Origin of the sequence: Nonomuraea sp. NPDC049750 (assembly GCF_040659625.1) — a bacterium.
Taxonomy (GTDB): domain Bacteria; phylum Actinomycetota; class Actinomycetes; order Streptosporangiales; family Streptosporangiaceae; genus Nonomuraea.
Genome location: NZ_JBFANB010000002.1, coordinates 322,395 through 348,286, shown reverse-complemented (window position 1 = coordinate 348,286; position 25,892 = coordinate 322,395). Strand labels below are relative to the sequence as shown.

Below are 25,892 nucleotides of genomic sequence, written 5' to 3'. Positions count from 1 at the left end.
GCTGAAGCGTTGCAGAATCCTAGAGGCCGTATTCCTTGACGATCCGCTCGTGGCGCTCGACCTCCACGTCGACCTCCTTGGCCAGGTCGAGCCAGGCCAGCGGGTGCGACCAGCGCTCGGTGGCGTCGTCGAGCAGGGCGTCGACCTCGGTCGCCGACACGTCCGGCGGCACCGCGACCCAGCCGAACACACCAGGCAGCGGCTCGCCGCCGGTCGGGTGGGTGACCATGTAGTTCTCGTCGCTGTAGACCCACATCGGCCAGCCGCGCTCGGCCATGACCTCGGTGAACTCCGCCCAGTCCTCCTCGTTCGGCGCGGCGCCGTCGAAGAAGTAGCTGGTGTAGCCGCCGGGGCGGAGGACGCGGACCGCGGCGAAGGGCGGCACGAAGTTCTGCTGCTCTTCGGGGTCGTCGGGGACCGGCTCCAGCAGTTGCGGGTCGAACACGACCAGGTCACCAGCGTTGTAGTCCATGCCGCGCGGCTGTGGCAGGGCAAGCCGGGCGGTGGCCGGGCCGGTGCGGATGGACAGGATCTGGCGCTGGCCGCCGTCGGGCGCGGGGAGGATGACCCGGATCAGGCCCATCTCCTCCTCGATCGGCCCCTCGGTCGACTTGATCGGCATGCCGATCTTGGCCGTGCCCTTGCGGACGATGTCCCAGTCCTCGCTCGAGGTGGCCATGACGATCATGCGCCAGGTGTCCTCTTCGGTGATCTCGTCGATCACTTCGAGCAGCGCCTTGGCGCCCTTGGCGTTGTCGTCGAGCTGCTGGGCCGCGGTGGCGACCAGGCGGCGCGCCTCGACGCCGCCCCCGGCGGCCACGGCGTGCTCGGCCGCCTCCAGCGCCTCCGGCCAGCGCTCGCGGGCGCTGTGGAGACGGGCCATCGCGAGGTATTGGGTGTCGTGCGGCAGCAGCGCCGCCATCTGCTCCAGCCGCTCGTCCTGGCGGGCCTCGATGAGCAGCGTGGTCAGCGTGGAGACGTCGTCGGGGTCGGCGGTGGCGATGTCGCCGGAGTCGACCAGCAGCTTCCAGTAGATGTCGGCGCCCGTCGCCGGGTAGCCGAGGAAGCCGAGCGTGGTGGTGTGGCGGCGGGTGGTCTCCAGGTCCTCGCCGGAGCGCGGGGCCAGCCAGCCGGTCCACCGCTCGGGGTCGGCGTTGTGGCCGTCGGCGGCGTCGAAGTAGGCGACCCGCTCCTCGACCGGGCAGGGCGCGGGCGGCTCGGTCGTCGCGTCGGCGGCGGCGCGCAGGGCGGCGATCCGCTCGGCCACGCCCGTGCTGTCGCGCAGCTCGGCGGCGGCCGACTGGGCCAGGTCGGCCAGCAGCCGCGCCTGCCAGACGCCCTGCCTGGCGATGGCCAGCTCGCCGGCGACCAGCGAGAGCTCGAAGCGGGCGCGGTAGCCGCCCATCATGCCGTAGTAGTCGATCCACTGGCGCAGCACGCGCCCGAGCTGCCAGGTGTTGGTGATCTGCGAGGAGCCGGCCAGCTTGGCGACGGCGTGTGTCCACTCGACCCACGAGCGCGGGTGCTCGCCGACCACGTCGAGGTCGGGCAGCGCGTCGACGGCCTCGGCGATGCGGCCCAGCGTGGCCAGGATCAGCGCGCGGCGTACGCCGTCGTTGCGTTCCTTGGACACCGGGTCGTCGGCCTGGAAGTCGGCCGCGGCCTGGAGCGCGGCCAGCGCGTCCTCGCCGCGTCCGGCGGCCAGCAGCGCGCGGGCGCTCTCGGCGCCGAGCTCCCAGCTGGCCTCGCGGTCGGCGGCGCGCAGCCGCTCGACGGCGGTCTCGGCGTAGGTCACGGCTTCGCCGGCCCGGCCCGCGTCGATGAGCGCGGCGACGTACTGCGTCACCAGCCCGGTGTAGGCGGGGTTGGCCGGCTCCAGGTCCTGGATGACCGCGTCGAGCGTCTCCAGGCGCTCGGTGGCATAGCCAGGGCCGTCGGCGTTGGCCCACGCCAGGGCGAGCGCCTCTACCGCGGCCGGGGTGGCCGGGCAGTCACGCACCTCTTCGCGCTGAGCGAACGACAGCAGGTGCTCGGCGTCACCGATCGCGACGGCACCCTGCGCACGGTCGCCCACGCGGCCGAGCAGGTGCCAGTAGCGGGCGTAGAACTCGAGCCACGGGAGCTCCAGGGCCTCCGCCTGCTGGGCGATGGCCGGAGCCATCACGTCTAGCTGGGGGTATCGCCCCTCGTAGGCCTGTGCGGGCAGGTCTCCCAGCGCCATGGCGAGCCCCACGTTGCCCGCCTCAGAAAGCTGCTGCTGGGTTTCACCGACCCAGGCCCAGATGTCCACGTCCATGAGCAGTCAGTCTGCCAGGTCAATCACCGTGCCCAAAACGCAGAAGCTCGATGAGCTCGTCCGATTCATCATTGTTGAGTACCGAAAATACAGATGCCAGCAGATCATCGGTCACCTCTTCGACCGCGGCCCTTTTCGCGACGACAGCGGGACCCGGCTTCTGGTACGGCTCCGGCCACGTGAAGAACTTCGCCATCACCTCACCGGTGGCGTGTCCGAAAGGGGTGCCGTCGTGGTCGGCCGCCAGCATCGCCTCCAGCGGGTCGAGGCCCGCCGCGATCACCGCGTTGGCGTGCAGCCCCCCTCGCAGCTCCCGTACGACGTGCATGAGCTGCGTGGCCCGCGCGGGCGCGTCGTCAGGCAGGGGTACGGCCCGCCACCCGGCGAACAACGGCGCCCCGGCGGCCGGGGCCTGGGCGACGACCGGTTCGAGCAGCTCGGCGAGCCTGGCGCAGCCGTCGTAGCCGCCGAGCCTGCGCCGCCCCCACTCGTGGCAGACGTCGGTGTAGATCTCGACGGCCCGCTCGACGCTCAGCTTGCGCCCGCCGTACCAGCTCTCCTCGACGTGGGCGGCGGGGAAGAAGACCGCGACGGAGGTGACGACGTCGGCGGCGCACTCGCCGAGGACCCCGCAGCGCCCGCGGAAGTAGAACTCACGCGGGCCGAGGCCGTACTCCTCGCAGCGGGCCTTGGCCTCTCTGGAGACCATGAAGCCGCCACCGTATTGGCCGATGGGGCCCTTGACGCGCGCCGCCGTGGTTCTGGGGTCCGCCATGTCCACCTTCCCTCCGCTCGCAAAAGCTCAGTTCGGCAAGTGGACTCAGCATCCCTCAGGAGAACATCATTCTGCAAGCATCAGGTTCCCGCCCGCGACGATGACGGCGGGGCCGGTCAGGTAGCTGGTCTCCTCGGTGAGCGTGACGACGACGGTGCCGCCGGGCACCTCGATCGTCCACTTGCCGGTGGTCTCCCCGCTCAGGCCCGCCGCCGCGACGGCGGTGGCGACCGTGCCGGTGCCGCAGGATCGGGTCTCGCCCGAGCCGCGCTCGTAGACGCGCATGACCGCGCGGCTGGGGCCGACCGCGTTGAACAGCTCGATGTTGACGCCGCTGGGGAAGACCCCCGGGTCGAAGCCGGGCTGGTGGGTCAGGTCGAGCTGGACGACGGGGTCGCCGATGGGGCAGGCCAGGTGCGGGTTGCCGACGTCGACGTGGACGCCTTCGTACTCGTGACCGGCGACGGTGGTGACGCTGTGGCCGCGCACGACGGGCTTGCCCATGTCGACGGTGACGTCGCCGTTGTCCTCGATGCGGATCTTCCTGACGCCGCCCCTGGTCGCGATGCTGAAGTCACTCTCCCCGACCAGCCCCGTCTCGACGAGGTAGCGGGCGAAGACGCGGGCGCCGTTGCCGCACATCTCGGCCATGCTGCCGTCGGCGTTGCGGTAGTCCATGAACCACTCGGCCGTGGCGGCCTGGTCGGCCACCTCGGGGCTCAGCTTGGTACGGACCACGCGCAGGACGCCGTCGGCGCCGATCCCGGAGCGCCGTTCGCAGATCTTGGCGACCAGCACGGCGGACAAGTCGAGCTCGCCCTCGGGGTCAGGGAGGATGACGAAATCGTTCTCGGTGCCGTGACCCTTAAGGAAGCGCATTTGACCATTTTATGCGGAGCCTTGGCCGGCGATCCGCGCCAGGGAGCGATCCAGCAGGTCAGGGGCGTCGTAGGGCAGCCAGTGGACCCGCGGGTCGCGGCGGAACCACGACTCCTGGCGGCGGGCGAAGCGCCTGGTCGCCCGGACGGTCTCGGCGAACGCCTGCTCCTCGCTCCACTCGCCGTCGAGGAAGCGCGCCACCTGGGCGTAGCCCAGCGCGCGGCTCGCCGTACGCCCCTCGGCCAGGCCCTGCCCGAGCAGTGCCCGCACCTCGTCGACCAGGCCCGCCGCCCACATGCGCCCGACCCGGATCTCGATCCGCTCGTCGAGCTCCGGCCTGGGCACCTCCAGCCCGATCTGCACGCTCGGGTAGAGCGCCTCGAAGGACGGCATGGTGGCCGAGAACGGGCGGCCCGAATGCTCGATCACCTCCAGCGCGCGCACGATGCGGCGGCCGTTGCTCGGCAGGATCGCCGACGCGGCGGCCGGATCGGCCTCGCGCAGCCGCTCGTACAGCGGGGCCGGGCCGCGTTCGGCCAGCTCAGCCTCCAGCCGGGCCCTGATCTCCGGGTCGGTGCCGGGGAAGTCCAGATCGTCGATGGCCGCGCGCACGTAGAGCCCGCTGCCGCCGACCAGCACGGGCGCGGCCAGCGACTCGATGAGCGGCCTGGCCAGCTTCTGGTATTCGGCCACGCTGGCGGTCTCGGTGACGTCCCAGATGTCGAGCAGGTGGTGCGGCACCCCCCGCTGTTCGGCCGGGGAAAGCTTCGCCGTGCCTATGTCCATCCCTCGATAGAGCTGCATCGAGTCGGCGTTGATGCACTCGCCCCCGAGACGGAGCGCGAGATCCACGGCGAGATCGGACTTCCCGGCGGCCGTGGGGCCCACGACGGCGATGACTGGTTGCTGACGCACACCGACAAGTGTGTCAACTGTGCAGGTATGGACGGACCGACTAGAGATCGAGCGTCTAGAGATCGAGAAGTGTCGGCTGCAGGTATCCCTCGTGGGTCAGCAGCCAGCGCTTGGTCTCCACGCCCTCGCCGCCGCTGAAGCCGCCCAGCCCGTTGCCCGCGACGACGCGGTGGCAGGGCACGACGATCGGGATCGGGTTCGAGCCCATGATCGAGCCGATGCCGCGGGCCGGCACTCGCGAACCGCTCCGCTCGGCCAGCTCGCCGTAGGTGACGGCGGTGCCGTACGGAATGCCGTGCAGGGTTTTGAGCACCTGGCGCCGCGACCCGGAGGTCAGGCGCCAGTCGATCGGGGTCTCGAACGTACGCAGGTCACCGGCGAAGTAGGCGTTCAGCTCGGCGACGGCGAAGGCCGTGCGCTCGGGGTCGTCCACCTCGGTCAGATCCGCGAGCCGCTCCCCCGGATGCGTCCGAGAGCCCCATCCCGTGGCGGCCAGGCCGACCTCGGTCACCGCCAGCACGAACGGCCCTACCGGCGTCGGCACTTCGGCGAACGCGACCGTACCCATCATGTCCTCCCCTGGGGGAATTGCTCCCGGCATAAACACTAGGCGACTCCGGGATGGCCATGTGGCAAAGGCTCTTCAGGGCCGGGAATCCGTGTTGTTACTGAAGGTCCGCAGAAAGCCTCGGCCTTGAGGCCGGGGATGAATGCGGTCCCCTTTGGGGGATGGCCCGCCGGAGGCGGGGCAGGCCGGAGGCGGGGCAGGCCGGAGCGCGTAGCGCGGACCCGGAACCCGTCGGGTCCGCTCCGGGCGTCAGGTGGGTCGGCGTTGTTGTTCGATGTACGCCTTGATGATCGTGAGTGGTGCGCCGCCGCAGGAGGCGGCGAAGTAGGACGGGGACCAGAACACTCCACCCATGGGAGCGCGGTTGACAAGGCCGGTGAACTCCTTGCGCAGGTAGTGCGAGGAGACGCCTTTCAACGAGTTGACGAGCTTGGAGATCGCGACCTTGGGTGGGTAGTTCACCAGGAGGTGGACGTGGTCGTGTTCGCCGTTGAACTCCCGCAGCTCGGCCTCGAAGCTGTCGCAGACTTCGATCATGATGTCCTCGCAGCGGCGCAGCATGGCGTTGTCGAACACGTTCCTGCGGTATTTCGTAACGAAGACCAGATGGACGTGCAGTGCGGAAACTACGTGTCGGCCTCTTCTGTATTCATCTTCTGTGGCCATAGACCTGATGATAGTGTGTTCGAATCAGGTGTTCGGAGTGAGGGGGTGGTTCCGGCGAGGTTGCGCTACAACTACCGGCTGTACCCGGACGCCCCGGCGCGGGAGCTGCTGGCCCGGACCTTCGGGTGCGTGCGGGTGGTATGGAACGACGCCCTGGCGCTGCGCAAGCAGGCCCGCAAGACGGGCCTGCCGTGGATCGGCGGCACAGACATCCAGAAGATCTGCGTCACCGCCGCGAAGAGGACCCCGGAACGAGAGTGGCTCGGCGAGGTCTCCCCGGTCCCGTTGCAGCAGTCGCTGCGCGACCTGGACGCGGCGTACAAGAACTTCTTCGACTCGGTCTCGGGCAAGCGGCGCGGCCCGAAGATGGGACTGCCCCGGTTCAAGACCGCGCGCGACCGTCGGCAGACGGCACGGTTCAACGCCAACGCCAACGCCTTCCGCCTGCGTGACAGCGGGATGTTGTACCTCGCGAAGATCGGCGAGGTTGAGGTCCGCTGGTCCCGCCCGCTCCCGGTCGCCCCGTCGTCGGTCACGGTCATCAAGGATGCGGGCGGGCGCTACTTCGCCTCGTTCGTCGTCGAGGTGCCCGACGATTCTCAGATCCTGCCCGGACTCGACGCGGACCCCGAGAGCGGGATCGACCTCGGGCTGACCTGCTACGCGATCCTGTCGAACGGGGACAAGATCGCGAACCCGAAGTGGTTGCGACGGCGGGAGAAGAAGCTCGCCAAGCTCCAGCGGGAGCTGTCGCGCAAGAAGAAGGGATCGGCGAACCGGGACAAGGCTCGGGTCAAGGTAGCCCGCCAGCACGCGAAGGTGGGCGACGCGCGCAAGGACTTCCTGCACCAGGCCACAACCTCGATCATCCGTGAGAACCAAGCGGTGTACATCGAGGATCTGGCCGTGCGGGGCCTGGCGCGCGGGATGCTGGCCAAGTCTGTCAACGACGCCTCCTGGGGTGCGTTCCTGATCCTGCTGGATGGCAAAGCCCACCGATACGGGCGGACCCTTATCCGCATCGATCGGTGGTTCCCCTCCTCTCAGACCTGCCCCTGCTGCGGCTGGAAGGTCGGCAAACTCGCCCTGGACGTCCGCGAGTGGGACTGCCAGTCCTGCGGCGAACACCACGACCGGGACATCGCCGCTGCACTCAACATCCTCGCCGAAGGCCACCGCCTCCGACGGGAGCAGCACCGAAGGCAGGTGGCCGCCGGGCTGGCGGACATCCAAAACGACTGTGGAGAGCGGGTAAGACCGGGTGAGGCAACTCCGATCCCGGCACCGCCCGAAACCTACGCCGCGTGAGCGGCGTAGACGGAAGCAGTAAGAACCCTACGGCGATGTAGGGGAATCCCCGGCCTTCAGGCCGGGGAGGATGTCAACGTCACAGCATGTCAGCACCGAGCGCCACCGCACTCGACCGGATCCCCGGCTGGTTCTGGCCCGCCGACCAGCACCTTTTCGGCTGGTTTCTGTCGGCCGACGGGCCGGGCGACCTTCTGGAGCTCGGGGCGTACCTCGGTAAGAGCGCGGTCCTGATCGGCGGCCACCTGCGTCCGGGCGAGACGTTCACGGTCTGCGACCTGTTCGAGTCGGAAGCGCCGGACGCCGCGCGGTCCGCTGGACCCGCAGACGCCTCACCCGGCGCTGACGGTCTACCATCGCGCTCGTGTCCTCCCGTGAACTCGTCATCCTGGGAACCTCCAGCGCGGTGCCCACGCGCCACCGCAACCACAACGGTTACCTGCTGCGCTGGGACGGCCAGGGGTTCCTGTTCGACCCGGGCGAGGGAACGCAGCGGCAGATGGTGCACGCGGGCGTCAGCGCCAACGACGTCCACTGGCTGTGCCTGACCCACTTCCACGGCGATCACTGCCTGGGCGTGCCCGGCGTGGTGCAGCGCATCGCGCGTGACAAGGTCCGGCATCCCGTGCGAGCGGTCTACCCCGCCTCCGGCGCCGGTTACTGGCAGCGGCTCCGGCATGCCGCCGTCTTCGCCGACACCACGGTCATCGAGGAGCAGCCGGTCAGCGGCGAGCAGGCCATCATCGGCCCGCTGACCGCCCGCCGCCTGTCCCACCCCGTCGAGTCCTACGGCTACCGCCTCCAGGAGGCGACCAGCCGCCGCATGCTGCCCGACAAGCTGGCATCTTTCGGTATTCGCGGGCCGGAAATCAGCGAGCTCCAGCGCACCGGGTCCGTACGCGGCATCACGCTCGACCAGTGCAGCGTCCCCAGGCCGGGCCAGAGCGCCGCCTTCATCATGGACACCCGCCTGTGCGACGCCGTCTTCGAGCTCGCCTCCGGTACCGACCTGCTGGTGATCGAGTCGACGTTCCTGTCCGCCGAGAGCGCCCTGGCCAAGGAGTACGGCCATCTCACCGCGTTCGAGGCCGGTCTCGTCGCCGCCGACGCCGGTGTGCGCCGCCTGGTGCTGACCCACTTCTCCGAACGTTACGGCTTCGCCGACGAGCCCGCCTTCCTCAACGACGTACGGCGTAGCTATGACGGCGAGGTCATCCTGGCCCGCGACCTGATGAAGATCCCCGTCCCCCGACGACGGCACCCGTAGGTCACGGGACCAGCGGGCGCACCTCTTCGGCCACGAACCGGACGAAACCCTCGAGGTCGGGCTCATCGGCCGTCGGCTGAAGCACCACGGTGTCGCCTCCGGCGTCCGCCAGCCGTTGTACGGCCTCGGCCACCGTGCCCGCGTCCCCGGCGACCCCGAAGTCCGGTTTACCGGCATCGCCCCAGCGCTCGAGTTCGGCCTTGAGCCGTCCGGCCGCGTCCGGCCCAGTCGCCGCGTGCAAGTGCAAGATCACCTCGTGGCGGTCGGTACGCCCGGCCGCCGCCCGCCCCTCGTCGATGAGCCCACGAGCCCGCCGTACCTCGTCGGGCGGAGTTCCGGCGACCAGGATGGTGCCGTCGGCGGCCTCGCCGGACAGGCGCAGCGAGCGCGGCCCGATCGCCCCGGCGAGCACCGGGGCCGCCGTCTCCGGCGGCCAGTCGAGGGCGACGTCGTCGAGCCGCACGTAACGGCCCTCCACGGTGACCCGCTCACCGCGCAGCAGCGCCCGCAGGGCCGCGAGGTGCTCGCGCAGCAGGGTCACGGGCGAGTCCACCCGCGCGCCGGCCTGCGCCATCCACTCCTGTACACCGTGGCCGACGCCCAGCACGACCCGCCCCGGGAACAGCCGGTGGAGCGTGGCCACCTCCATAGCGGTCAGGGCGACGTTCCGCAGGGGCACCGGGAGCAGTCCGACGCCGACGCGCAGCCGCTCGGTCCAGGCCAGGGCCGCGGCCGCGCTGGCGATGCCGCTCTGGGAGAAGCAGTCCTCCCAGAGCCACAGCTCATCCAGCCCCGCCTCCTCCGCGGCACGGGCCACGCCGCGCATCCGTTCGGGCGGTAGCTGAGGCCGGAACACGGCACCGAGAGCAGTCATGAGATCTTTCCTACCCGCCCGCACCCGGAACGGACAACAGCCGCTAGACCAGGATCCGGGTGAGCAGGTCGTGCAGCTGGTCGCGTTCGGCGGCGTCGAGGGGGGCGAGGAGCTCGTCCTGGATGGCTCGCGCCTCCCGCGTCAGGCGGGTGAGTTCGCGCCGTCCCCGGGCGGTGATGGTGGCGGTGACCCTGCGGCGGTCGCCGGGGTCGCGAGCGCGGTCGACGAAGCCGGGCGCCGAGAGCTCGTCCAGGACCTTGACCACGTCGCTGGGGTCGATGCCGAGCCTGGCCGACAGGTCGCGCTGGGCGTGCGGCCCGAAATCCGCCAACGCCGCCAGCACGGCCATGTGCCACATGCGCAGCCCATCTGCCGCCAGCCGCGCGGCCAGCCGGCCTCTGGCCGCCTTCCCGGTCTTCGACAGCAGGTACGTGGTGAGTCCGAGCAGGCTCGGCGGCAGCGCTTCCATCCTGAATATTGTAGGGTCGACCCCAATAATAGGTCTCCACCCACTATTTCAGGAGATTTCCGGATGGACGTGCTGCATCCTCGGCTGCTGGTTTCGGCGTTCGCGGAGTGCTTCGCCTTCTATGACGCGGTCCTGCCGGAGGTGCTCGGGGCGAGCCTCGTGAAGGGCGGCCCGGACGGTCCCTACGCGCACTGGGACGTGGGTTCCGAGGGGGTGCTGTCGATGCTCGACCGTGGCCTCATGCCCGAGGCCGCCGACGCCCTGCCGGTGAACGCCGCCGCCCAGGATCGCGTCATGCTCGTCAGCCGGGTGGCCGACGTCGACCGGGCGTACGCCGTCTGCCTGGCCCACGGCGGCCGGTCCGTCACGGAGCCCGCGGACCGGCCCGGCTGGGGCGTGCGAGCCGCCCACGTCCGTGATCCGGAAGGCAATCTGGTGGAGTTCCAGTCCTACTGAGCGGGTACGCGGTCACTCGTACGGGCTGCGGCCCTCGTCGATCGCCTGGATCAGCCCGCGACCGTAGTCGTACGTCGCCCGGTGCAGACCGCCCCCGTAGCTGACCCTGGCCACCCCGAGCTCGGCCAGCCCGGCCAGATCCGGGACGCCCGGCCGGAACAGCACGTTCACCGGGCCGCCGACCTCGCTCACCACGGCCCGGATCTCCTCCGCGTCGCCGAGCACGATCGGGTAGACGCAGTCGGCGCCGGCCTCCAGATAGCGCCGCGCCCGCGCCACCGCCGCCGCCCGCGTCCCGTCGCCGTGCAGATAGGTGTCGACCCTGGCGTTGATCACCAGCGCCGGCCCGGCCGCGGCCCGCACACCGGCCAGGAACTCGGCCTGTGCCTCCACATCGACGAGCACGTCGGTGCGGGGGTCGGAGTCCTCCAGGTTGCAGCCCACCGCACCGGCCGCGAGCAGGCGTTCGGCCAGTTCGGCCGGCTTCAGGCCGTAGCCGCGCTCGACGTCCGCCGTCACGGGCACGTCCACCACGCGCGTGATACGGGCCACGGCGGCCATCATCTCGTCGACGGGGGTACCCTCGCCGTCCTCGTAGCCCAGCACCTTGGAGACGGCCGCGCTTCCCGTGGCGATCACCGGGAAGCCGGCCTCCTGTACGGCTCGCGCGGACGCGGCGTCCCAGACGTTGGGCAGCACCAGCGGGTTGCCGGGCACGTGCAGAGCGCGCAGCAGAGCCGCCTTGTCAGTGGTCATGCGGGCAGCCTAGAAAGGAAGCGGCTCCCACCAAAGGGCCAATGGCCCGGGGAACCGCCAAGCCACTTGCCTCGCGGTCCGCTGAGCCACCTGTCTCGCGGACCGCTGAGCCACCTGGCCAGGGGAACCGCTGAGCCATTTGGCCGGTCAGCAGCCGCTCTTCGAGCACTGTCCGATGACCTGGCCCGCCGGGCCGTCCGCCGGGCTCTCACCCGCGGACTCCTGCGCCGGTCTGGTCGGCGCCGACGTGGGCTTCTTGCCGTTCTGGGTCGGAGGCGTGGTGCGCGAGTCGGTGCCCGCCGACCCCTTGTCGAGGCCCGTGTCCGCCTTACCCGTGTCAGCCGTGTCGGCGTTGCCCGTGTCGGTGTCGGTCAAGGGCTCGTCGGCCACGTCGGACGGGGTGCCGGCGTCGGGGGCGTCCGTCTTGGCGTCGCCCATGGACGCCTCTTCGTCCTGCTGCAGTTCGTCGGTGGTGGCGGCCTGGCTCGACTGGCCCGCCTGACCGGCCGGCGTTGTCGGCTGGGTGGGACCGCCCGCCAGCGCGAAGCCGATGCCGCCCGCCGCGAGCACGGCGACGAGGGCCGACGCGGCGATGACGACGGTCTTCTTGTTGTTGGTGGACCTGGCTTTTCTGGCAGGTCTCGGCATATCGCCCGGCCCGGTGAGGATCTCCTGGCGATCCGGCTCCATCGGATCTTGCATGGTGCTGCGACTCCCTGCGGTCGTATCGGGAAAGCTCGCCGGCTTCCGCGGGTGATGGACCACACTAGCCGCAGGAGTGGAATGCTCGCGCACCAATCACAAAGGAATCACGACTTGTCACCACTTCATGCCATTCGGCCAGGTCGTCGTGACCGCCTGGCAGCCGCGGCAGGTGTGGCCGGGGTGATCGTCATCGCCGCGCTCGGTATTTTTCTGGCGTTCATGGGATCGCAAAGTCCCGAGCGGGAAAAGGCGCCGGAAAATGATCAGGAAAACGGGCTTTCCCATGGATCAAGCATTACGCCGGCGAGTCGTCCACCGCTCCCGACGTCATGGCCCTCGTACGCGACCCCGGCCGACAGCCTGGCGGCGGACGGCGGCCCACCCCCGGAGAACGGCCCGACTCCGGAGAAGCACCTGATACCCGAGAGGGGCCTGCCACCCGAGGAGGGCCTGACGCCTGAGAAGGGTCTAACGCCTGAGAAGGACCTCGCGCCCAAGGAGACCCTGACGCCCGGGGAGATCGCGGCCCGCCCGCGGCCCGTACCCTCACCGAGCCCGGGAGTAGGCGAAGCGCTGCCACCGCCCGCGCGAAGGGACAGCGCCACACCGAGCGGCCCGGCGGGCAGGACGCGGGCGCCCAAGTCCGTACCGACCCCGCCGAAGAGCAAGGACCCCGAACCGGCCGCACCGGCGACCGTGACCACCGCGCAGCCGACCCTGGCCACCGCGCAGGCCTCCCGGACAAGCGCGTCCACGCAAAGACCGGCGCCTTCCGTACCCCTGGGAACCGACCCGTGCGCGACCTTCCTCGACTTCCGCCGCGACTACTGCTACCGACTCCTCGGCCGATGACCCTCCCCGAAGGGCCTCACAGAAACCCCTCGCCGCAACGGACCGGACCGTCACACGACCGTCTCGATCTCTGTGACGGTCCGTCGTGGTTGGGGGCCTTCGGGGGGATGAGGACCCGCCCAGGGACGCAGCGCTAGGAAGCCGAGCACGCCCCGGCCGCGGGCACGGCCGGCGGCCGGCCGATGGTGGGCATGCCGAGCGATACGCCCTTGGCCGGAGCCGGGGCGCCCTGCCGCGCCTCCCAGGCGTCGCCCGCCCGGGTACAGCGGACGGAAACCGGCCCGTCGGCCACCAGGTGGTGCGGAGCCGCGTACGTGACCTCGACCGTGACCATGTCACCCGGCCGCGGCGTGTGGTCGCCGACCGCGAAGTGCACCAGGCGGTTGTCGGCGGCGCGGCCGGACAGCCGCCGCGTGGCGTCGTCCTTGCGGCCCTCGCCCTCGGCGACCAGGACCTCCAGCGTCCGTCCCACCTGCTTGCGGTTCTCCGCCCAGGAGATCTCCTCCTGAAGGGCGACCAGGCGCTCGTAACGCTCCTGGACGACCGCCTTGGGGATCTGGTCGTCCATGGTCGCCGCGGGCGTGCCGGGCCGGATGGAGTACTGGAAGGTGAAGGCGTTGGCGAAGCGGCTCTCGCGTACGACGTCGAGGGTGGCCTGGAAGTCCTCCTCCGTCTCGCCGGGGAAGCCGACGATGATGTCGGTGGAGATGGCCGCGTCGGGCATGGCCGCGCGGACCCGCTCGATGATGCCGAGGTAGCGCTCGGCCCGGTAGGAGCGGCGCATCGCCTTCAGCAGGCGCGAGGAGCCCGACTGCAGCGGCATGTGGAGCTGGTGCATGACGTTGGGCGTCTCGGCCATGGCGGCGATCACGTCGTCGGTGAAGGCGGCCGGGTGCGGCGAGGTGAAGCGGACCCGCTCCAGCCCGTCGATGCCGCCGCAGGCGCGCAGGAGCTTGCCGAAAGCCAGCCGGTCGCCGAACTCGACGCCGTAGGTGTTGACGTTCTGGCCGAGCAGCGTGACCTCAAGAACGCCCTGATCCACCAATGTCTGGACTTCGGCGAGGACGTCGCCGGGACGCCGGTCCTTCTCCTTGCCCCGCAGCGACGGCACGATGCAGAACGTGCAGGTGTTGTTGCACCCGACCGAGATCGCGACCCAGGCGGCGTAGGCGGACTCCCGCTTGGTGGGCAGCGTCGAGGGGAAGACCTCGAGCGACTCCTTGAGCTCGACCTGCGCCTCGCCCTGGATGCGAGCCCGCTCCAGCAGCACCGGCAGCGCCCCGATGTTGTGGGTGCCGAACACCACGTCGACCCATGGCGCCTTACGGACGATCTCGCCCTGGTCCTTCTGGGCCAGGCAGCCGCCCACGGCGATCTGCATCCGGGGGTTGCTCACCTTGGCCGGTCGCAGGTGGCCGAGGTTGCCGTAGAGGCGGTTGTCGGCGTTCTCGCGTACGGCGCACGTGTTGAACACCACGACGTCGGCGGTATCGCCCTCGGCCGCGGCCACGTAGCCGGCGTCCTCCAGCAGGCCGGAAAGGCGTTCGGAGTCGTGCACGTTCATCTGGCACCCGTATGTGCGCACTTCATAGGTGCGGGGGCTCTCCTGGGTCACAGTCATCGCACGTCCAAGGGTAGTCCTTGTCCGGCTTGCGGCGGTCGTAGGATCTAAAACACCAGCTTGATGGCATGATGTGATCGGATCGGTACCGCTCGGTTAGTGACCAGCGTCCTAATGGCCCCTAGGTTTTGCACATGACGGAGAACGGGGACGTCACTCCACTTGTAAAGTTGGAGCACGTCAACAAGCACTTCGGGGCTCTGCACGTCCTGAAGGACATCAACCTGACCGTTTCCCGTGGCGAGGTCCTGGTCGTGATCGGCCCTTCGGGTGGCGGCAAGTCCACCCTGTGCCGGGCCGTCAACCGGCTGGAGACCATCGACGGCGGGCAGATCATCTTCGACGGTCAGCCCCTGCCGGAAGAGGGCAAGGCACTGGCCAAGCTCCGCTCCGAAGTGGGCATGGTCTTCCAGTCGTTCAACCTGTTCGCCCACAAGACGATTCGCGAGAACGTCACGCTGGGGCCGATCAAGGTGCGCAAGAAGGCCCGCGACGCCGCGGAGACGCGCGCCATGGAGCTGCTCGAACGGGTGGGCATCGCCGCGCAGGCGGACAAATACCCGGCGCAGCTCTCCGGCGGGCAGCAGCAGCGCGTCGCCATCGCCAGGGCGCTTGCCATGGACCCGAAGATGATCCTGTTCGACGAGCCGACGTCGGCGCTGGACCCGGAGATGGTCCAGGAGGTGCTCGACGTCATGATCGGGCTGGCTCGCGACGGGATGACGATGATGGTCGTCACGCACGAGATGGGGTTCGCGAGAAGAGCCGCGAACCGAGTGGTGTTCATGGCCGACGGCCAGATCGTCGAAGAGAACACCCCCGACGAGTTCTTCACCAACGCCCAGACAGACCGGGCCAAGGACTTCCTTTCGAAGATCCTCACGCATTGATCCCAGTCCGCAGCAGGAAGATTGAGGTAACCACTATGCAGATGCGTCGAACTGGGGCCGTGTTCGCCGTCACGGCCATGGCGGTCGGTCTTGCCGCGTGTGGCGGTGGAGGCAGCTACACCAACGTCATGGACAAGATCAAGGGCGCCAAGGAAATCACCATTGGCACCAAATGGGACCAGCCGAGCCTTGGTCTGAAAAAGGGTGGCGGTGACCCTGAAGGCTTCGACGTCGATGTCGCCAAGTACATCGTGAAGGAGCTGGCCGGCGGCCAGGATGTGAAGATCACGTGGAAGGAGTCGCCCTCGTCCAACCGCGAGGCGCTGCTCGCCAACGGCACCGTGGACATCATCTTCGCCACTTACTCCATCACCGACGCGCGCAAGCCGAAGGTCACCTTCGGCGGCCCGTACGTCGTCGTCCACCAGGACACCATGGTCCGTGCCGACGCCGCGGACATCACCAAGGCGACGGACCTCAAGGACAAGCGGATCTGCCAGGCGCAGGGCTCCAACTCCTACAAGCGGATCACCGACCCGCCGCCGGACGGCAAGCTCAACCTGCCCGCCAAGCTCGTCGGTGCCAGCAACTACTCCGAGTGCGTGCAGAAGCTCAGTGGTGGCAACCTGGACGCGGTCACCACCGACAACCTGATCCTGGCCGGCTTCTCCAGCCAGGACCCGGGCAAGTACAAGCTGCTCAACGACCCGTTCACGGACGAGAAGTACGGCATCGGCCTGAAGAAGGGCGACAAGACGACCTGCGAGGCCGTCAACAAGGCCGTCGCCAAGATGTGGCAGGACGGCACGGCCACCCAGCTGCTCACGAAGTGGTTCGGCAAGACCGGCCTGGACCTGCCCAAGGAGGCCCCACCGGCCGAGGGTTGCGCCTGATCCTCAAGTCCGCGGCGGCCGGTGACCCGGCCGCCGCCGCCATTCTCTCTGGTGGAGCACGATGGACGAACTGATTCAGTACGCGCCCGACCTGGGCGAAGGATTCCTGAACAACATTAAGCTCTCGCTGATCATCGCGGTGTTCTCGCTGATCGTCGGCACGATCCTGGCCGCCATGCGGGTCTCCCCCACCCCGGTCCTGCGGGCCGCGGGCACGGCCTATGTCAACGTGGTGCGCAACACCCCGCTGACGCTGGTGCTGGCCTTCTGCTACCTCGGGCTCAGCGACACCCTCGGGCTGATCTTCTCCACCGAGGTGCCGCTGACGAACTCGTTCTGGCTGGCCGTGCTGGGCATGTCGGCCTACACCGCGGCGTTCGTCTGCGAGGCCCTGCGATCCGGCATCAACACGGTGCCGATGGGACAGGCCGAGGCGGCCCGCGCGATCGGGCTCACCTTCAGCCAGTCGATCACGCTCGTCATCTTCCCGCAGGCCTTCCGGGCGGTCATCGCCCCGCTCGGCAGCGTCCTGATCGCCATGATCAAGAACACGACCGTGGTGGCGGCCGCGGGCTACACCGTGGACGTCGCCGCCAAGATGAGGGAGACGTTCGACACCACTGGCGTCTCGATCCCCATCTTCATCGGCATCGTGCTGTCGTTCCTGGTACTCATCCTGCCGATCGGCTGGTACACCGGCTGGCTGGCCAGGAGATTGGCGGTGGCCCGATGAGCACGTCCGTCCTCTTCGACGCTCCCGGCCCGCGCGGCCGGGTGCGCAACCACCTGATCACCGGGATCTCCGCGCTGGCCCTGCTGGCGATCCTCGGCTGGGTGGTGCTGAAGTTCAACGAGAAGGGCCAGTTCGACGGCAAGCTCTGGGAGCCGTTCACCACCGAGACCGTCTGGGTGGACTTCATCCTGCCCGGGCTGGTGGGCACGCTCACGGCCGCCGTGCTGGGCGCGGTCTTCGCGCTGCTGTTCGGTGCGGTCTTCGGCATCGCCAGGCTCTCCGACCACCGGTGGATCAGGATTCCCGCCGCCTGGATCGTGGAGCTCTTCCGGGCGATCCCGCTGCTCCTGCTGATCTTCTTCATCTGGTTCCTGTCGCCCGACGTGTTCGGCGGCGGTGACTACGCGCTGTTCGCGATCGTGCTCGGGCTCACCCTCTACAACGGGTCGGTGTTGGCCGAGGTGGTCAGGGCGGGCATCAACTCGCTCCCGAAGGGCCAATCCGAGGCGGCGTACGCGATCGGGCTGCGCAAGGGCGGCGTGATGCGGCTGGTCCTGCTGCCGCAGGGCCTCACGGTGATGATGCCGGCGGTGGTCAGCCAGCTCGTGGTCCTGCTCAAGGACACCGCGCTGGGCTACTTCATCGTCTACGTAGACCTCCTGAACATGGGCTTCAAGACCCTGCCGTCGGTCTACCCCGGCACGAAGCTGGTGTCGGCGGTCGTCATCGGCGTCATCTACATCATCATGGCCATGGCGCTCAGCGCGTTCGCCACGTGGCTGGAGAAGCGCAGCCGCCGCAGCCGCAAGACCACGGCCGGGCCGCTCGAGCCGCCGGGCGCGGTGCCCCTGCCCCCGGGGCAGCCGGATATGGGCGGCAGCGTCATGACGCAGTAGCCCACGTCATCAAGCGGTCATCGCGCATTGCAGGTGACGGGAGTGGGGTGGTCACCGGGCTACGGTGATCGAAGCGGGGTGGTCACCGGAGTGAGGTGATCACCCCGCACTCTTGCCGATCTTCCGGCAGGATGCGTCTATGCCCTTCTGGCGCTCCCCCATCTCGACCACCGACGTCGCCCGGTCCGGCCGGCGGCTCGGCTGGCCGACCGCGCTCGACGGCCAGGTGTGGTGGACGGAGGACCGCCCTGACGAGGGCGGACGCACCACGATCATGCACCGGGCCGCCGACGGCACCTGCCGCGAGCTGCTGCCCGAGCCGTGGAGCGCCCGCACCCGCGTGCACGAGTACGGCGGGCGGCCCTACGCGGTGACCCCCGAGGGCCACGTGATCTTCGCCTGCCTCGCCGACCAACGCCTCTACCTGCTCACCATCCGCATCGACCCGGTCGAGCCCACCGATCGCGCCGACGAGCCCGTCCCGCTCACCCCCGACGGCGACCGCTACGCCGACCTGCTGGTCCGCGACGACCAGGTCTGGTGCGTACGCGAACGGCACACCGACGACGGAAAGACGACCAGGGCCATCGTCTCGATCCCGGTCGGCGGCGGTGAGACGCGTGAATGGGTCACCGGCGGCGACTTCTACGCCTCCCCCGCGATCTCCCCCGATGGCCGGCATCTCGCCTACATCACCTGGAACCATCCGCGCATGCCCTGGACCGGCACCGAGCTCCGCGTCACCCGCCTGTCCGACGGCACATCGTGGACCGTGGGCGGCGGCCCGTCCGAGTCCGTGCTCGCGCCCAGCTGGAAGGACGACGGCCACCTCTACCTGATCTCCGACCGCTCCGGGTGGTGGAACCTCTACCAGACCGGCCTCCACGACCTCTCGCCGCAGCCGCTCCATCCTCTGGAGGAGGAGTTCGCCTGGCCGCCGTGGACGCTGGGCGGCCTGCCCTACGCCGTGCTCGGCGACGGACGGCTCGCGGTGCTGCACGGGCGCGGTGACCTGCGGCTCGGCATCCTCGATCCGGAGACGGGCCGGCTCGCCGACCTCGATCCGCCGGGCGACGGGTGGGATCCGGCGCTGGCCGCCGACGGCACCCACGTGACCGGCATCGCGTACGGCGCCGCGCTCCCGAAGTCGGTCATCCGCGTCGACACCGTCACCGGCCAGGCCGAGACCCTCAGGCGCGACCTCGACGAGTTGCCCGACCTCGCCTGTCTGCCCACGCCAAGGCCGGTAGAGATGGGGCACCGGGTGCACGGCTTCCTCTATCCGCCGTCCAACCCGGCCGCCGAGGACTCGGCGGACGCTCCCCCGTACGTGCTGTTCGTGCACGGCGGTCCGACGGCGCACGAGGGCACGGCGCTCGACCTGGAGAAGGCGTACCTCACCTCACGCGGCATCGGCGTGCTCGACGTCAACTACGGCGGGTCCAGCGGCTACGGCCGGGCCTACCGCGATCGGCTGAAGGGGCAGTGGGGCGTCGTCGACGTCGAGGACACGATCGCGGCCGCCGAATGGCTGGTGGCCGAGGGGCTGGCCGATCCCGGGCGCATCGCGGTGCGCGGCGGCAGCGCGGGCGGCTGGACCGTGATGGCGGCCTGCTGCCGTTCGGAGGTGTTCGCGGGAGGCGTGTCCTACTACGGCGTCAGCGCGCTGGCCCCGCTCCATGCCCACACCCATGATTTCGAGTCGCGTTACGTGGAGTGGCTGGTCGGCCCGGAGGACCCGCGGCTCTACGCCGAGCGCGAGCCGCTGGCGCTGGTCGACGGCGTCTCCTGCCCGATGCTGCTGCTCCAGGGGCTCGACGATCCCGTGGTGCCGCCCGAGCAGTCGGCGGCCTTCGCCGACGCGCTGGCCGAGCGCGGCGTCCCATGCACCTATCTGGCGTTCGAGGGCGAGTCGCACGGTTTCCGCCGCACCGAGACGCGGGCCACCGCCCTGGCCGCGGAGCTGGCGTTCTACCAGCAGATTTTCAGCTGATTCTCGCTTTCGTCGCCATCAATCACGGTTCTTAGACAGAACCGGTATCACTCGGCGGTCGCTACTCGCCAACGGTTGAATAACCGTCCTCGACACCGCCCTCCCCAAGTGGATTGCTCGAAGGAGCAGCACGTGGGGCGCGCCTCGCGGCCACGAAGCGCGCCCCACTGGCCAGCCACATATCCCCATCTCGGCACGAGGGAGGGCCAGATGGCCAGCTTGCGCCATCTCAGCATCGCCGTGGTGGCCGCGGCAAGTCTGCTCGCCGCCGCCTGCGCCACGGACACCGGCACGAACGGCTCGGCACCGCCGACAGCGCCCCAGGACACCGGCAAGCCCTTGTCGGGCGGCACGATCAGGCTGGTGGGCGGCGGCGACGTCGACCATCTCGATCCCACCAGCGCCTACTACACGGTCACCAACGGCATTATGCGCGGTTACGCGCGCCAGCTGTTCAACCTGAACGGCGTGGCCAAGGAGTCCGACACCACCAAGGGCTTCGCCGTCGTCCCCGACGTCGCCACCGAGCTGCCGACGACCGCCAACGGCGGCCTCAGCGCCGACCACCTCACGTACACGATCAAGCTGCGGGACGGCGTCCAATGGGACACCCAGCCGCCGCGGGCGGTGACCGCGGGCGACTTCGTCCGCGGCTTCAAGCGGCTCTGCAACCCGGTGGCCGGAGCGGGGGCGCCCGGCTACTACACCAGCACGATCAAGGGCATGGCCGCCTACTGCGCGGCCTACGGCAAGGCGTTCGAGAAGGCCAAGCCCACGGCGGCGGCGCTGGCCGCCTTCCAGAACTCGCACGACATCGCCGGCGTGCAGGCCAAGGATGACAAGACGATCGTGTTCACGCTGGTCCAGCCGGCGGGCGACTTCCTCAACATCCTCTCCCTGAACTTCTCCTCGGCCGCGCCCCAGGAGTACGACCAATACGTCCCGGACGACGCCACCTTCCGCCAGCACGTGATCTCCGACGGCCCCTACAAGATCACCCAGTACGTGGCCACCAAGTCGATCAGGCTGGAGCGGAACCCCGCCTGGACGCAGGCGGCCGACCCGATCAGGCACCAGTACGTCAACGCCGTCGACGTCAAGATGGGCGTCACCGAGCCCGACGCGGTGCAGCAGCAGATCGAGGCGGGCAGCGCGGACCTGTCCTGGGACCTGCCGGTGCCGACCGCCCAGATCCCGCGGCTGAAGAGCGGCGACCCCGACTTCAAGATCTTCCCGGGCGCCGTGACGAACCCGTATCTCGTCTTCAACCAGCAGAGCAAGAACGAGAACGGCGCCATGGGCAAGGTAAAGGTCCGCCAGGCCATCGAGTACGCGATCAACAAGGTGGCCATCGCCAAGATCTACGGCGGTGCCGACGTGGCGACCCCCCTGCACACGGCCATCCCACCGGGCAACATCGGCTACCAGGAGTACAACCCGTACCCGACGCCCGGCGACCAGGGCGACCCGGCCAAGTGCAAGCAGCTGCTCGCCGAAGCGGGCTACCCGAACGGGATGACCCTCATCGGCGCCTTCCGCAACGCGGGCAACCACCCGGCCAACTTCCAGTCCTACTCGGCCGACCTGCAGAAGTGCGGGATCACCGTCAAGGGTCTGCCCGTACGGCAGGGCGACTACTACGGCGCGTTCCTGCAGAACCCGACCATCGCCAAGGACAGCAAGTGGGACATCTCAGCTCCCGGCTGGGTGCCCGACTGGTACGGCAACAACGGCCGCGCCGTCTCCCAGCCGCTGTTCCAGACCAACTGCACCCCGGGCACGAGCAACTACGGCTGCTACAGCAACCCCAAGGTGGACGCCCTCATCAAGCAGGCGCTGGCCGAGCCCGACGCGACCAAGGCGGCCGGACTCTGGCACCAGGTCGACCAGACGGTGATGGCCGACGCGGTGATCGTGCCGTTCAACAACCAGAACACGCCGATCTACAAGAGCAAGCGGGTGCGCAACGCGCTCTATCTGTCGGCGTTCCAGCTCTACGACATCACCAACCTCTGGCTGGACCCCAACTCGCCATGACGGTGCGGCGCCCCGCGGCACTCCCGCGGGGCGCCGTGAGGGAGGAACATGAGCCTGCTAGAGGTGACGGACCTGAAGGTGACCTTCCCCACCTCCGACGGCCTGGTCCAGGCAGTGCGGGGACTGTCGTTCACCGTCGACCGCGGCCGGACGCTGGCGATCGTCGGCGAATCCGGGAGCGGCAAGACCGTGAGCACCCAGGCCATCCTCGGTCTCTCCCCCGGGGCCGACATATCCGGCACCGCCCTGTTCGAAGGGGTGGACCTGCTCGAACTGGACCGCGAGCAGCTACGCCGCATCCGCGGGGCGGAGATCAGCGTCGTCTTCCAGGACCCGCTGACCAGCCTGCACCCGCTCTACAAGGTCGGCCGGCAGATCGAGGAGCTCTTCCACGTCCACCGGCCCGGCACCAGCCGCGCCGAGGCCCGCAAACGCGCGATCGAGCTGCTCGGCCTGGTCGGCATCCCCCGGCCGGACCGGCGGGTGGACGACTATCCGCACCAGTTCTCCGGCGGCATGCGGCAGCGGGCGATGATCGCCATGTCGCTGGCGCTGAACCCGAAGCTCATCGTCGCGGACGAGCCGACCACCGCGCTCGACGCGACCGTCCAGGCGCAGATCCTCGAGCTCATCGGCCGGGTCCAAGCCGAGTTCGACATCGCACTCATCCTCATCACCCATGATCTCGGCGTCGTGGCGGGCATCGCCGACGAGGTGCTGGTCATGTACGCGGGCCTGGTGGCCGAGCGGGCCGACCGGCGTACCCTCTACTACCGCCCGCACCACCCCTACACCAAGGGCCTGCTGGAGTCGATCCCGGGCAGCACCGGGACCCGGGGCGACCGGCTGCGGCCCATCCCCGGCTCCCCGCCGTCGCTGATCGACCTCCCCTCGGGCTGCGCCTTCCACCCGCGCTGCCCGTACGCCATGCCGGTCTGCGCGGCCGAGCGGCCGCCGCCGGCCAGGGTCACGGGCGGCGGCGGGCACGCCTCGGCCTGCTGGCTGCCCCACGAGGCGGTCGGGCTCGGCCCGGAGGCCGACGAGCTGCGACGGCACGCGAAGGAGGCCTGATGCTCCTCGAAGTCGAGAACGTCGTCAAGCACTTCCCCATCACCACCGGCCTGCTGGTCAAGCACACGATCGGGCAGGTGCGGGCGGTCGACGGGGTGAGCTTCGACCTGTCGCCGGGCGAGACGCTCGGGCTGGTCGGCGAGACCGGCTGCGGCAAGTCGACGCTCGCCCGCTGCGTCGCGGGCCTGCATCCCATCACCTCGGGCCGGGTCCGCTTCGACGGCGACGACATCACGAACCTGCCCAGGGCCAGGATGCGGGCCTACCGGCGCGACATCCAGGTCATCTTCCAGGACCCCTACGGCTCGCTGAACCCGCGCCGGCGCGTCGGCTCGATCATCGCCGACCCGCTCGTGGTCCACCGGGTGAGCCGCGGCGCCGAGCTGCGCCGTACCGTGCAGGAGCTGATGGAACGGGTGGGGCTCAACCCCGAGCACTACAACCGGTTTCCCGCGGAGTTCTCCGGCGGGCAGCGGCAGCGGATCGGGGTGGCCAGGGCGCTCGCGCTGCGTCCCCGGCTGATCATCTGCGACGAGCCGGTGTCCGCGCTGGACGTCTCCATCCAGGCGCAGATCCTCAACCTGCTGAAGGACCTGCAGGACGAGTTCGGGCTGACGTACCTGTTCATCGCGCACGACCTGTCGGTGGTGCGGCACATCAGCGACCGGATCGCGGTCATGTACCTGGGCAGGATCGTCGAACTCGCGGGGGCCGACGAACTGCACGAACATCCCCGGCATCCCTACACCAACGCCCTCCTTTCCGCCACGGCGGTGGCCGACCCGGACGAGGCCGAACGGCGGCGGCGCATCATCCTCACAGGCGACGTCCCCTCGCCGATCGACCCGCCATCCGGCTGCCGCTTCCATCCCCGGTGCCCGAAGGCGCGGGAGCGCTGCTCCGCGGAGGAACCGCCGCTGGCGCTCCGGGACCACCTGGTGGCCTGCCACTTCCCCGTCGAGGCAGGCGAGGACTTGACCGCTTCCGGTTCCGGTTCCGGGGGGAGGCCCGCATGACGCTCACCGAGATCAGACCGGACGCGGTCAGCGACCGGACGATCGCCGGCCGCAGCCCGTGGCAGCTCGCCTGGGCCAGGATCAGGACCGACAAGGTCGCGCTGGTCTCCGGCCTGATCGTGGTCCTGCTCTGCCTGCTGGCGCTGGCGGCCCCGCTCATCGCCGCCTGGAACGGCCACGACCCGGACGAGCAGTTCCGCGACACCGGCATCACCGCGCAGGGGCTGCCGATCGCGCCGAACGGCACGTTCTGGTTCGGCACCGACCGGCTCGGCCGCGACCTGTTCATCAGGGTTCTGTACGGGGCGCGGGTCTCGCTGCTGGTCGGCGTGGTCGCCACCGGGCTGGCGGCGCTGGTGGGCGTCGTCGTCGGCCTGCTGGCCGGCTACTACGGCGGCGTCATCGACACCGTGCTGTCCCGGCTCATGGACGTGGTGCTGTCGTTCCCGTACCTGATCTTCGCCATCGCGGTCGTCTCGATCGCCGGTCCGTCGCTGACCGCGACGATCGGGGTGATCGCCTTCTACTCGTGGGCGGCCATCGCGCGGGTCGTCCGCGGCCAGACACTCTCGCTTAAAGAGCGCGAGTACGTCGAGGCCGCCCGGTCCATCGGCTGCGGCGATCTCCGGATCATGTTCGTCGACATCCTGCCGAACCTGCTCGCCCCGGTCATCGTCCTGACCACGCTGCTCGTGCCGGCGGCCATCGTCTTCGAGTCGACGCTGTCGTTCCTCGGACTCGGCATCGTGCCGCCCACCCCCTCCTGGGGCAACCTGCTCAGCGAGGCGCAGGGCTTCTACCGGGTCGCCTACTGGTACCTGGGCTTCCCCGCGGCCACCCTGCTGCTCACCACGCTCGCCTTCAACCTGGTCGGCGACGGCATCAGGGACGCCATCGACCCGCGTATGGAACGCCTGTTCAGCCGCCGTCGTCCTCGCTCTCGTCGTAAGGGGGCCTGATGCTCCGCAGATTCCTGATCCGGCGGGCGCTGCTCGGCGTGCTCGTGCTGTGGCTGGTCACGCTGGGCACGTTCCTGCTGTTCTTCGTCGCCCCCAGCGACCCCGCCAGAACGCTGGCCGGTCGCCAGGCCACCCCCGAGCAGGTGGAGCTCATCCGCCACAACCTCGGCCTGGACCGCCCGATCCTCGTCCAATACCTCGACTACCTGAACCGCCTCATCCACGGCGACCTCGGCCAGTCGTACTTCTCCGGCGAATCCATCGGCAAGCTCCTCTCCCAGGACTTCCCGCCCACTGCCTCGCTCGTGATCGGCGGCGCGATCCTCTGGGTCGTCATCGGCGTGGGTGCCGGAGTCATCAGCGCCACCCGGGCGCGCTCCCTGCTGGACCGCGTCGTGACGTTCCTGGCTCTGGCCGCCGTGTCCATGCCCACCTTCGTGGTCGGCCTGCTGCTGTTGTACTTCCTGTTCTTCCAGCTCTCCATGGCCGGGGCGCCGCTGCTGCCGCCGGACTCGTACGTGCCGCTCACCGACAGCCCCGGCGAATGGGCCCGCCACCTGATCCTGCCCTGGATCACGCTCGCCATGGTCCAGGCCGCCTCCTACGTACGGCTGACGCGCGGGTCGATGCTGGACATCCTCGGCGAGGACTACATCCGCACGGCCCGCGCCAAGGGCGTCCCCGAGGGCCAGGTCATCTACCGGCACGGCTTACGCGCCGCCCTGACGCCGGTGGTGACACAACTCGGCGTCGACGTGGGCACGCTGATCGGCGGGGTGGTGGTGACGGAATCGGTCTTCGGCCTCGGCGGCATCGGGCAGGCGGTGGTACAGGCGTTCGTCAGCGGCGACCTCCCGGTCATCATGGGCGTCGTCGTCCTCGCCACCACGGCCGTCGTCGTGGCCAACCTCCTGGTGGACATCACCTACGGCCTCCTGGACCCCCGCATCCGCCTGACCTGACCCGCCGCCCTCCTACCAACCGCTCCCCGCCCCGA

Annotated in this window: 25 protein-coding genes; 13 read left to right on the top strand and 12 right to left on the bottom strand. The window is 69.7% G+C overall.

What is annotated here, in order from left to right:
• Nucleotides 1-19 precede the first annotated feature (19 nt).
• The 6 genes from AB0J16_RS06830 to tnpA all read right to left on the bottom strand — a co-directional run bounded on the left by AB0J16_RS06830 (nt 20) and on the right by tnpA (nt 6,099).
• Nucleotides 20-2,296 (bottom strand): tetratricopeptide repeat protein, encoded by a 2,277-nt coding sequence (locus AB0J16_RS06830; RefSeq protein ID WP_358535439.1) that lies wholly within the window; start codon nt 2,294-2,296, stop codon nt 20-22.
• Nucleotides 2,297-2,315: 19 nt separating this feature from the next.
• Nucleotides 2,316-3,071 carry a hypothetical protein gene (locus AB0J16_RS06825; RefSeq protein ID WP_358535437.1) on the bottom strand — a complete coding sequence of 252 codons (756 nt, stop codon included), beginning with the start codon at nt 3,069-3,071 and terminating at the stop codon, nt 2,316-2,318.
• Between the two features lie 66 nt (nt 3,072-3,137).
• A complete protein-coding gene (dapF, locus tag AB0J16_RS06820) occupies nt 3,138-3,950 on the bottom strand; it encodes a diaminopimelate epimerase (RefSeq protein ID WP_358535435.1) in 813 nt (270 codons plus the stop codon).
• 9 nt (nt 3,951-3,959) lie between these two features.
• Nucleotides 3,960-4,865 (bottom strand): tRNA (adenosine(37)-N6)-dimethylallyltransferase MiaA, encoded by a 906-nt coding sequence (gene miaA, locus AB0J16_RS06815; RefSeq protein WP_358535433.1) that lies wholly within the window; start codon nt 4,863-4,865, stop codon nt 3,960-3,962.
• 55 nt (nt 4,866-4,920) lie between these two features.
• Complete coding sequence (locus tag AB0J16_RS06810; RefSeq protein ID WP_358535431.1) at nt 4,921-5,436, bottom strand: methylated-DNA--[protein]-cysteine S-methyltransferase; 516 nt, start codon at nt 5,434-5,436, stop codon at nt 4,921-4,923.
• A 246-nt stretch (nt 5,437-5,682) separates the two neighbouring features.
• Nucleotides 5,683-6,099: an IS200/IS605 family transposase gene (tnpA, locus tag AB0J16_RS06805; RefSeq protein ID WP_358535429.1), complete on the bottom strand. Its 417-nt coding sequence runs from the start codon at nt 6,097-6,099 to the stop codon at nt 5,683-5,685.
• Between the two features lie 45 nt (nt 6,100-6,144).
• On the opposite strand from tnpA, the gene AB0J16_RS06800 reads away from it, so the two are divergent.
• Nucleotides 6,145-7,407: an RNA-guided endonuclease TnpB family protein gene (locus AB0J16_RS06800; RefSeq protein WP_358535427.1), complete on the top strand. Its 1,263-nt coding sequence runs from the start codon at nt 6,145-6,147 to the stop codon at nt 7,405-7,407.
• 364 nt (nt 7,408-7,771) lie between these two features.
• On the top strand, nt 7,772-8,674 hold the full coding sequence (locus AB0J16_RS06795; protein WP_358535425.1) for a ribonuclease Z: 903 nt from the start codon (nt 7,772-7,774) through the stop codon (nt 8,672-8,674).
• Between the two features lies 1 nt (nt 8,675).
• Here the strand turns inward: AB0J16_RS06795 and AB0J16_RS06790 are convergent, their stop codons facing one another.
• Nucleotides 8,676-9,548, bottom strand: a complete 873-nt coding sequence (locus tag AB0J16_RS06790) for an LLM class flavin-dependent oxidoreductase (protein ID WP_358535423.1) — start codon at nt 9,546-9,548, stop codon at nt 8,676-8,678.
• A 43-nt stretch (nt 9,549-9,591) separates the two neighbouring features.
• Entirely contained in the window at nt 9,592-10,017 is a 426-nt protein-coding gene (locus AB0J16_RS06785; RefSeq protein WP_358535421.1) for a MarR family winged helix-turn-helix transcriptional regulator, read from the bottom strand.
• 63 nt (nt 10,018-10,080) lie between these two features.
• Here AB0J16_RS06785 and AB0J16_RS06780 point away from each other — a divergent pair, with 63 nt between their 5' ends.
• Nucleotides 10,081-10,473 (top strand): VOC family protein, encoded by a 393-nt coding sequence (locus tag AB0J16_RS06780; protein ID WP_358535419.1) that lies wholly within the window; start codon nt 10,081-10,083, stop codon nt 10,471-10,473.
• Nucleotides 10,474-10,485: 12 nt separating this feature from the next.
• Here AB0J16_RS06780 and AB0J16_RS06775 read toward each other — a convergent pair whose 3' ends face one another.
• The 4 genes from AB0J16_RS06775 to miaB form a co-directional block, all read right to left on the bottom strand.
• Nucleotides 10,486-11,229 carry an isocitrate lyase/phosphoenolpyruvate mutase family protein gene (locus AB0J16_RS06775; protein WP_358535417.1) on the bottom strand — a complete coding sequence of 248 codons (744 nt, stop codon included), beginning with the start codon at nt 11,227-11,229 and terminating at the stop codon, nt 10,486-10,488.
• A gap of 147 nt (nt 11,230-11,376) precedes the next feature.
• Entirely contained in the window at nt 11,377-11,931 is a 555-nt protein-coding gene (locus tag AB0J16_RS06770; RefSeq protein WP_358535415.1) for a hypothetical protein, read from the bottom strand.
• A 117-nt stretch (nt 11,932-12,048) separates the two neighbouring features.
• Nucleotides 12,049-12,219, bottom strand: coding sequence for a hypothetical protein (locus tag AB0J16_RS06765; RefSeq protein WP_358535413.1), 171 nt, complete (start codon nt 12,217-12,219; stop codon nt 12,049-12,051).
• 700 nt (nt 12,220-12,919) lie between these two features.
• Nucleotides 12,920-14,407, bottom strand: a complete 1,488-nt coding sequence (gene miaB / locus AB0J16_RS06760) for a tRNA (N6-isopentenyl adenosine(37)-C2)-methylthiotransferase MiaB (protein ID WP_358535411.1) — start codon at nt 14,405-14,407, stop codon at nt 12,920-12,922.
• A gap of 134 nt (nt 14,408-14,541) precedes the next feature.
• Between miaB and AB0J16_RS06755 the strand changes: the two genes are divergently transcribed.
• From AB0J16_RS06755 to AB0J16_RS06710, 10 genes are all read left to right on the top strand, one after another.
• Entirely contained in the window at nt 14,542-15,297 is a 756-nt protein-coding gene (locus AB0J16_RS06755) for an amino acid ABC transporter ATP-binding protein (protein WP_225290675.1), read from the top strand.
• Between the two features lie 35 nt (nt 15,298-15,332).
• Nucleotides 15,333-16,190 (top strand): glutamate ABC transporter substrate-binding protein, encoded by an 858-nt coding sequence (locus tag AB0J16_RS06750; protein WP_358535409.1) that lies wholly within the window; start codon nt 15,333-15,335, stop codon nt 16,188-16,190.
• 61 nt (nt 16,191-16,251) lie between these two features.
• Entirely contained in the window at nt 16,252-16,923 is a 672-nt protein-coding gene (locus AB0J16_RS06745; RefSeq protein ID WP_225290673.1) for an amino acid ABC transporter permease, read from the top strand.
• A complete protein-coding gene (locus AB0J16_RS06740) occupies nt 16,920-17,819 on the top strand; it encodes an amino acid ABC transporter permease (protein ID WP_358535407.1) in 900 nt (299 codons plus the stop codon). Before AB0J16_RS06745 ends, AB0J16_RS06740 begins: the two co-directional genes overlap by 4 nt.
• Before the next feature lie 139 nt (nt 17,820-17,958).
• Nucleotides 17,959-19,812 carry a prolyl oligopeptidase family serine peptidase gene (locus tag AB0J16_RS06735; protein WP_358535405.1) on the top strand — a complete coding sequence of 618 codons (1,854 nt, stop codon included), beginning with the start codon at nt 17,959-17,961 and terminating at the stop codon, nt 19,810-19,812.
• A 210-nt stretch (nt 19,813-20,022) separates the two neighbouring features.
• Nucleotides 20,023-21,849: an ABC transporter substrate-binding protein gene (locus AB0J16_RS06730; protein ID WP_358535403.1), complete on the top strand. Its 1,827-nt coding sequence runs from the start codon at nt 20,023-20,025 to the stop codon at nt 21,847-21,849.
• A 48-nt stretch (nt 21,850-21,897) separates the two neighbouring features.
• On the top strand, nt 21,898-22,920 hold the full coding sequence (locus tag AB0J16_RS06725) for an ABC transporter ATP-binding protein (protein WP_358535401.1): 1,023 nt from the start codon (nt 21,898-21,900) through the stop codon (nt 22,918-22,920).
• Nucleotides 22,920-23,936, top strand: a complete 1,017-nt coding sequence (locus tag AB0J16_RS06720; RefSeq protein ID WP_358535399.1) for a dipeptide ABC transporter ATP-binding protein — start codon at nt 22,920-22,922, stop codon at nt 23,934-23,936. Before AB0J16_RS06725 ends, AB0J16_RS06720 begins: the two co-directional genes overlap by 1 nt.
• Nucleotides 23,933-24,895: an ABC transporter permease gene (locus AB0J16_RS06715; RefSeq protein ID WP_358535397.1), complete on the top strand. Its 963-nt coding sequence runs from the start codon at nt 23,933-23,935 to the stop codon at nt 24,893-24,895. The genes AB0J16_RS06720 and AB0J16_RS06715 overlap by 4 nt, the downstream gene beginning before the upstream one ends.
• Nucleotides 24,895-25,857 carry an ABC transporter permease gene (locus tag AB0J16_RS06710; protein ID WP_358535395.1) on the top strand — a complete coding sequence of 321 codons (963 nt, stop codon included), beginning with the start codon at nt 24,895-24,897 and terminating at the stop codon, nt 25,855-25,857. The genes AB0J16_RS06715 and AB0J16_RS06710 overlap by 1 nt, the downstream gene beginning before the upstream one ends.
• Nucleotides 25,858-25,892 lie beyond the last annotated feature (35 nt).

Bases quoted from the DNA above. Each gene is read 5' to 3' on its own strand.
- AB0J16_RS06770 (WP_358535415.1), bottom strand. From the start codon at position 11,931: ATGCAAGATCCGATGGAGCCGGATCGCCAGGAGATCCTCACCGGGCCG.
- AB0J16_RS06720 (WP_358535399.1), top strand. From the start codon at position 22,920: ATGCTCCTCGAAGTCGAGAACGTCGTCAAGCACTTCCCCATCACCACC.
- AB0J16_RS06725 (WP_358535401.1), top strand. From the start codon at position 21,898: ATGAGCCTGCTAGAGGTGACGGACCTGAAGGTGACCTTCCCCACCTCC.
- AB0J16_RS06750 (WP_358535409.1), top strand. From the start codon at position 15,333: ATGCAGATGCGTCGAACTGGGGCCGTGTTCGCCGTCACGGCCATGGCG.
- AB0J16_RS06785 (WP_358535421.1), bottom strand. From the start codon at position 10,017: ATGGAAGCGCTGCCGCCGAGCCTGCTCGGACTCACCACGTACCTGCTG.
- AB0J16_RS06755 (WP_225290675.1), top strand. From the start codon at position 14,542: ATGACGGAGAACGGGGACGTCACTCCACTTGTAAAGTTGGAGCACGTC.
- AB0J16_RS06830 (WP_358535439.1), bottom strand. From the start codon at position 2,296: ATGGACGTGGACATCTGGGCCTGGGTCGGTGAAACCCAGCAGCAGCTT.
- AB0J16_RS06710 (WP_358535395.1), top strand. From the start codon at position 24,895: ATGCTCCGCAGATTCCTGATCCGGCGGGCGCTGCTCGGCGTGCTCGTG.
- AB0J16_RS06740 (WP_358535407.1), top strand. From the start codon at position 16,920: ATGAGCACGTCCGTCCTCTTCGACGCTCCCGGCCCGCGCGGCCGGGTG.
- dapF (WP_358535435.1), bottom strand. From the start codon at position 3,950: ATGCGCTTCCTTAAGGGTCACGGCACCGAGAACGATTTCGTCATCCTC.
- AB0J16_RS06810 (WP_358535431.1), bottom strand. From the start codon at position 5,436: ATGATGGGTACGGTCGCGTTCGCCGAAGTGCCGACGCCGGTAGGGCCG.
- AB0J16_RS06745 (WP_225290673.1), top strand. From the start codon at position 16,252: ATGGACGAACTGATTCAGTACGCGCCCGACCTGGGCGAAGGATTCCTG.
- AB0J16_RS06775 (WP_358535417.1), bottom strand. From the start codon at position 11,229: ATGACCACTGACAAGGCGGCTCTGCTGCGCGCTCTGCACGTGCCCGGC.
- AB0J16_RS06715 (WP_358535397.1), top strand. From the start codon at position 23,933: ATGACGCTCACCGAGATCAGACCGGACGCGGTCAGCGACCGGACGATC.
- AB0J16_RS06730 (WP_358535403.1), top strand. From the start codon at position 20,023: ATGGCCAGCTTGCGCCATCTCAGCATCGCCGTGGTGGCCGCGGCAAGT.
- AB0J16_RS06735 (WP_358535405.1), top strand. From the start codon at position 17,959: ATGCCCTTCTGGCGCTCCCCCATCTCGACCACCGACGTCGCCCGGTCC.
- AB0J16_RS06790 (WP_358535423.1), bottom strand. From the start codon at position 9,548: ATGACTGCTCTCGGTGCCGTGTTCCGGCCTCAGCTACCGCCCGAACGG.
- AB0J16_RS06765 (WP_358535413.1), bottom strand. From the start codon at position 12,219: ATGGGAAAGCCCGTTTTCCTGATCATTTTCCGGCGCCTTTTCCCGCTC.
- tnpA (WP_358535429.1), bottom strand. From the start codon at position 6,099: ATGGCCACAGAAGATGAATACAGAAGAGGCCGACACGTAGTTTCCGCA.
- AB0J16_RS06825 (WP_358535437.1), bottom strand. From the start codon at position 3,071: ATGGCGGACCCCAGAACCACGGCGGCGCGCGTCAAGGGCCCCATCGGC.
- AB0J16_RS06780 (WP_358535419.1), top strand. From the start codon at position 10,081: ATGGACGTGCTGCATCCTCGGCTGCTGGTTTCGGCGTTCGCGGAGTGC.
- miaB (WP_358535411.1), bottom strand. From the start codon at position 14,407: ATGACTGTGACCCAGGAGAGCCCCCGCACCTATGAAGTGCGCACATAC.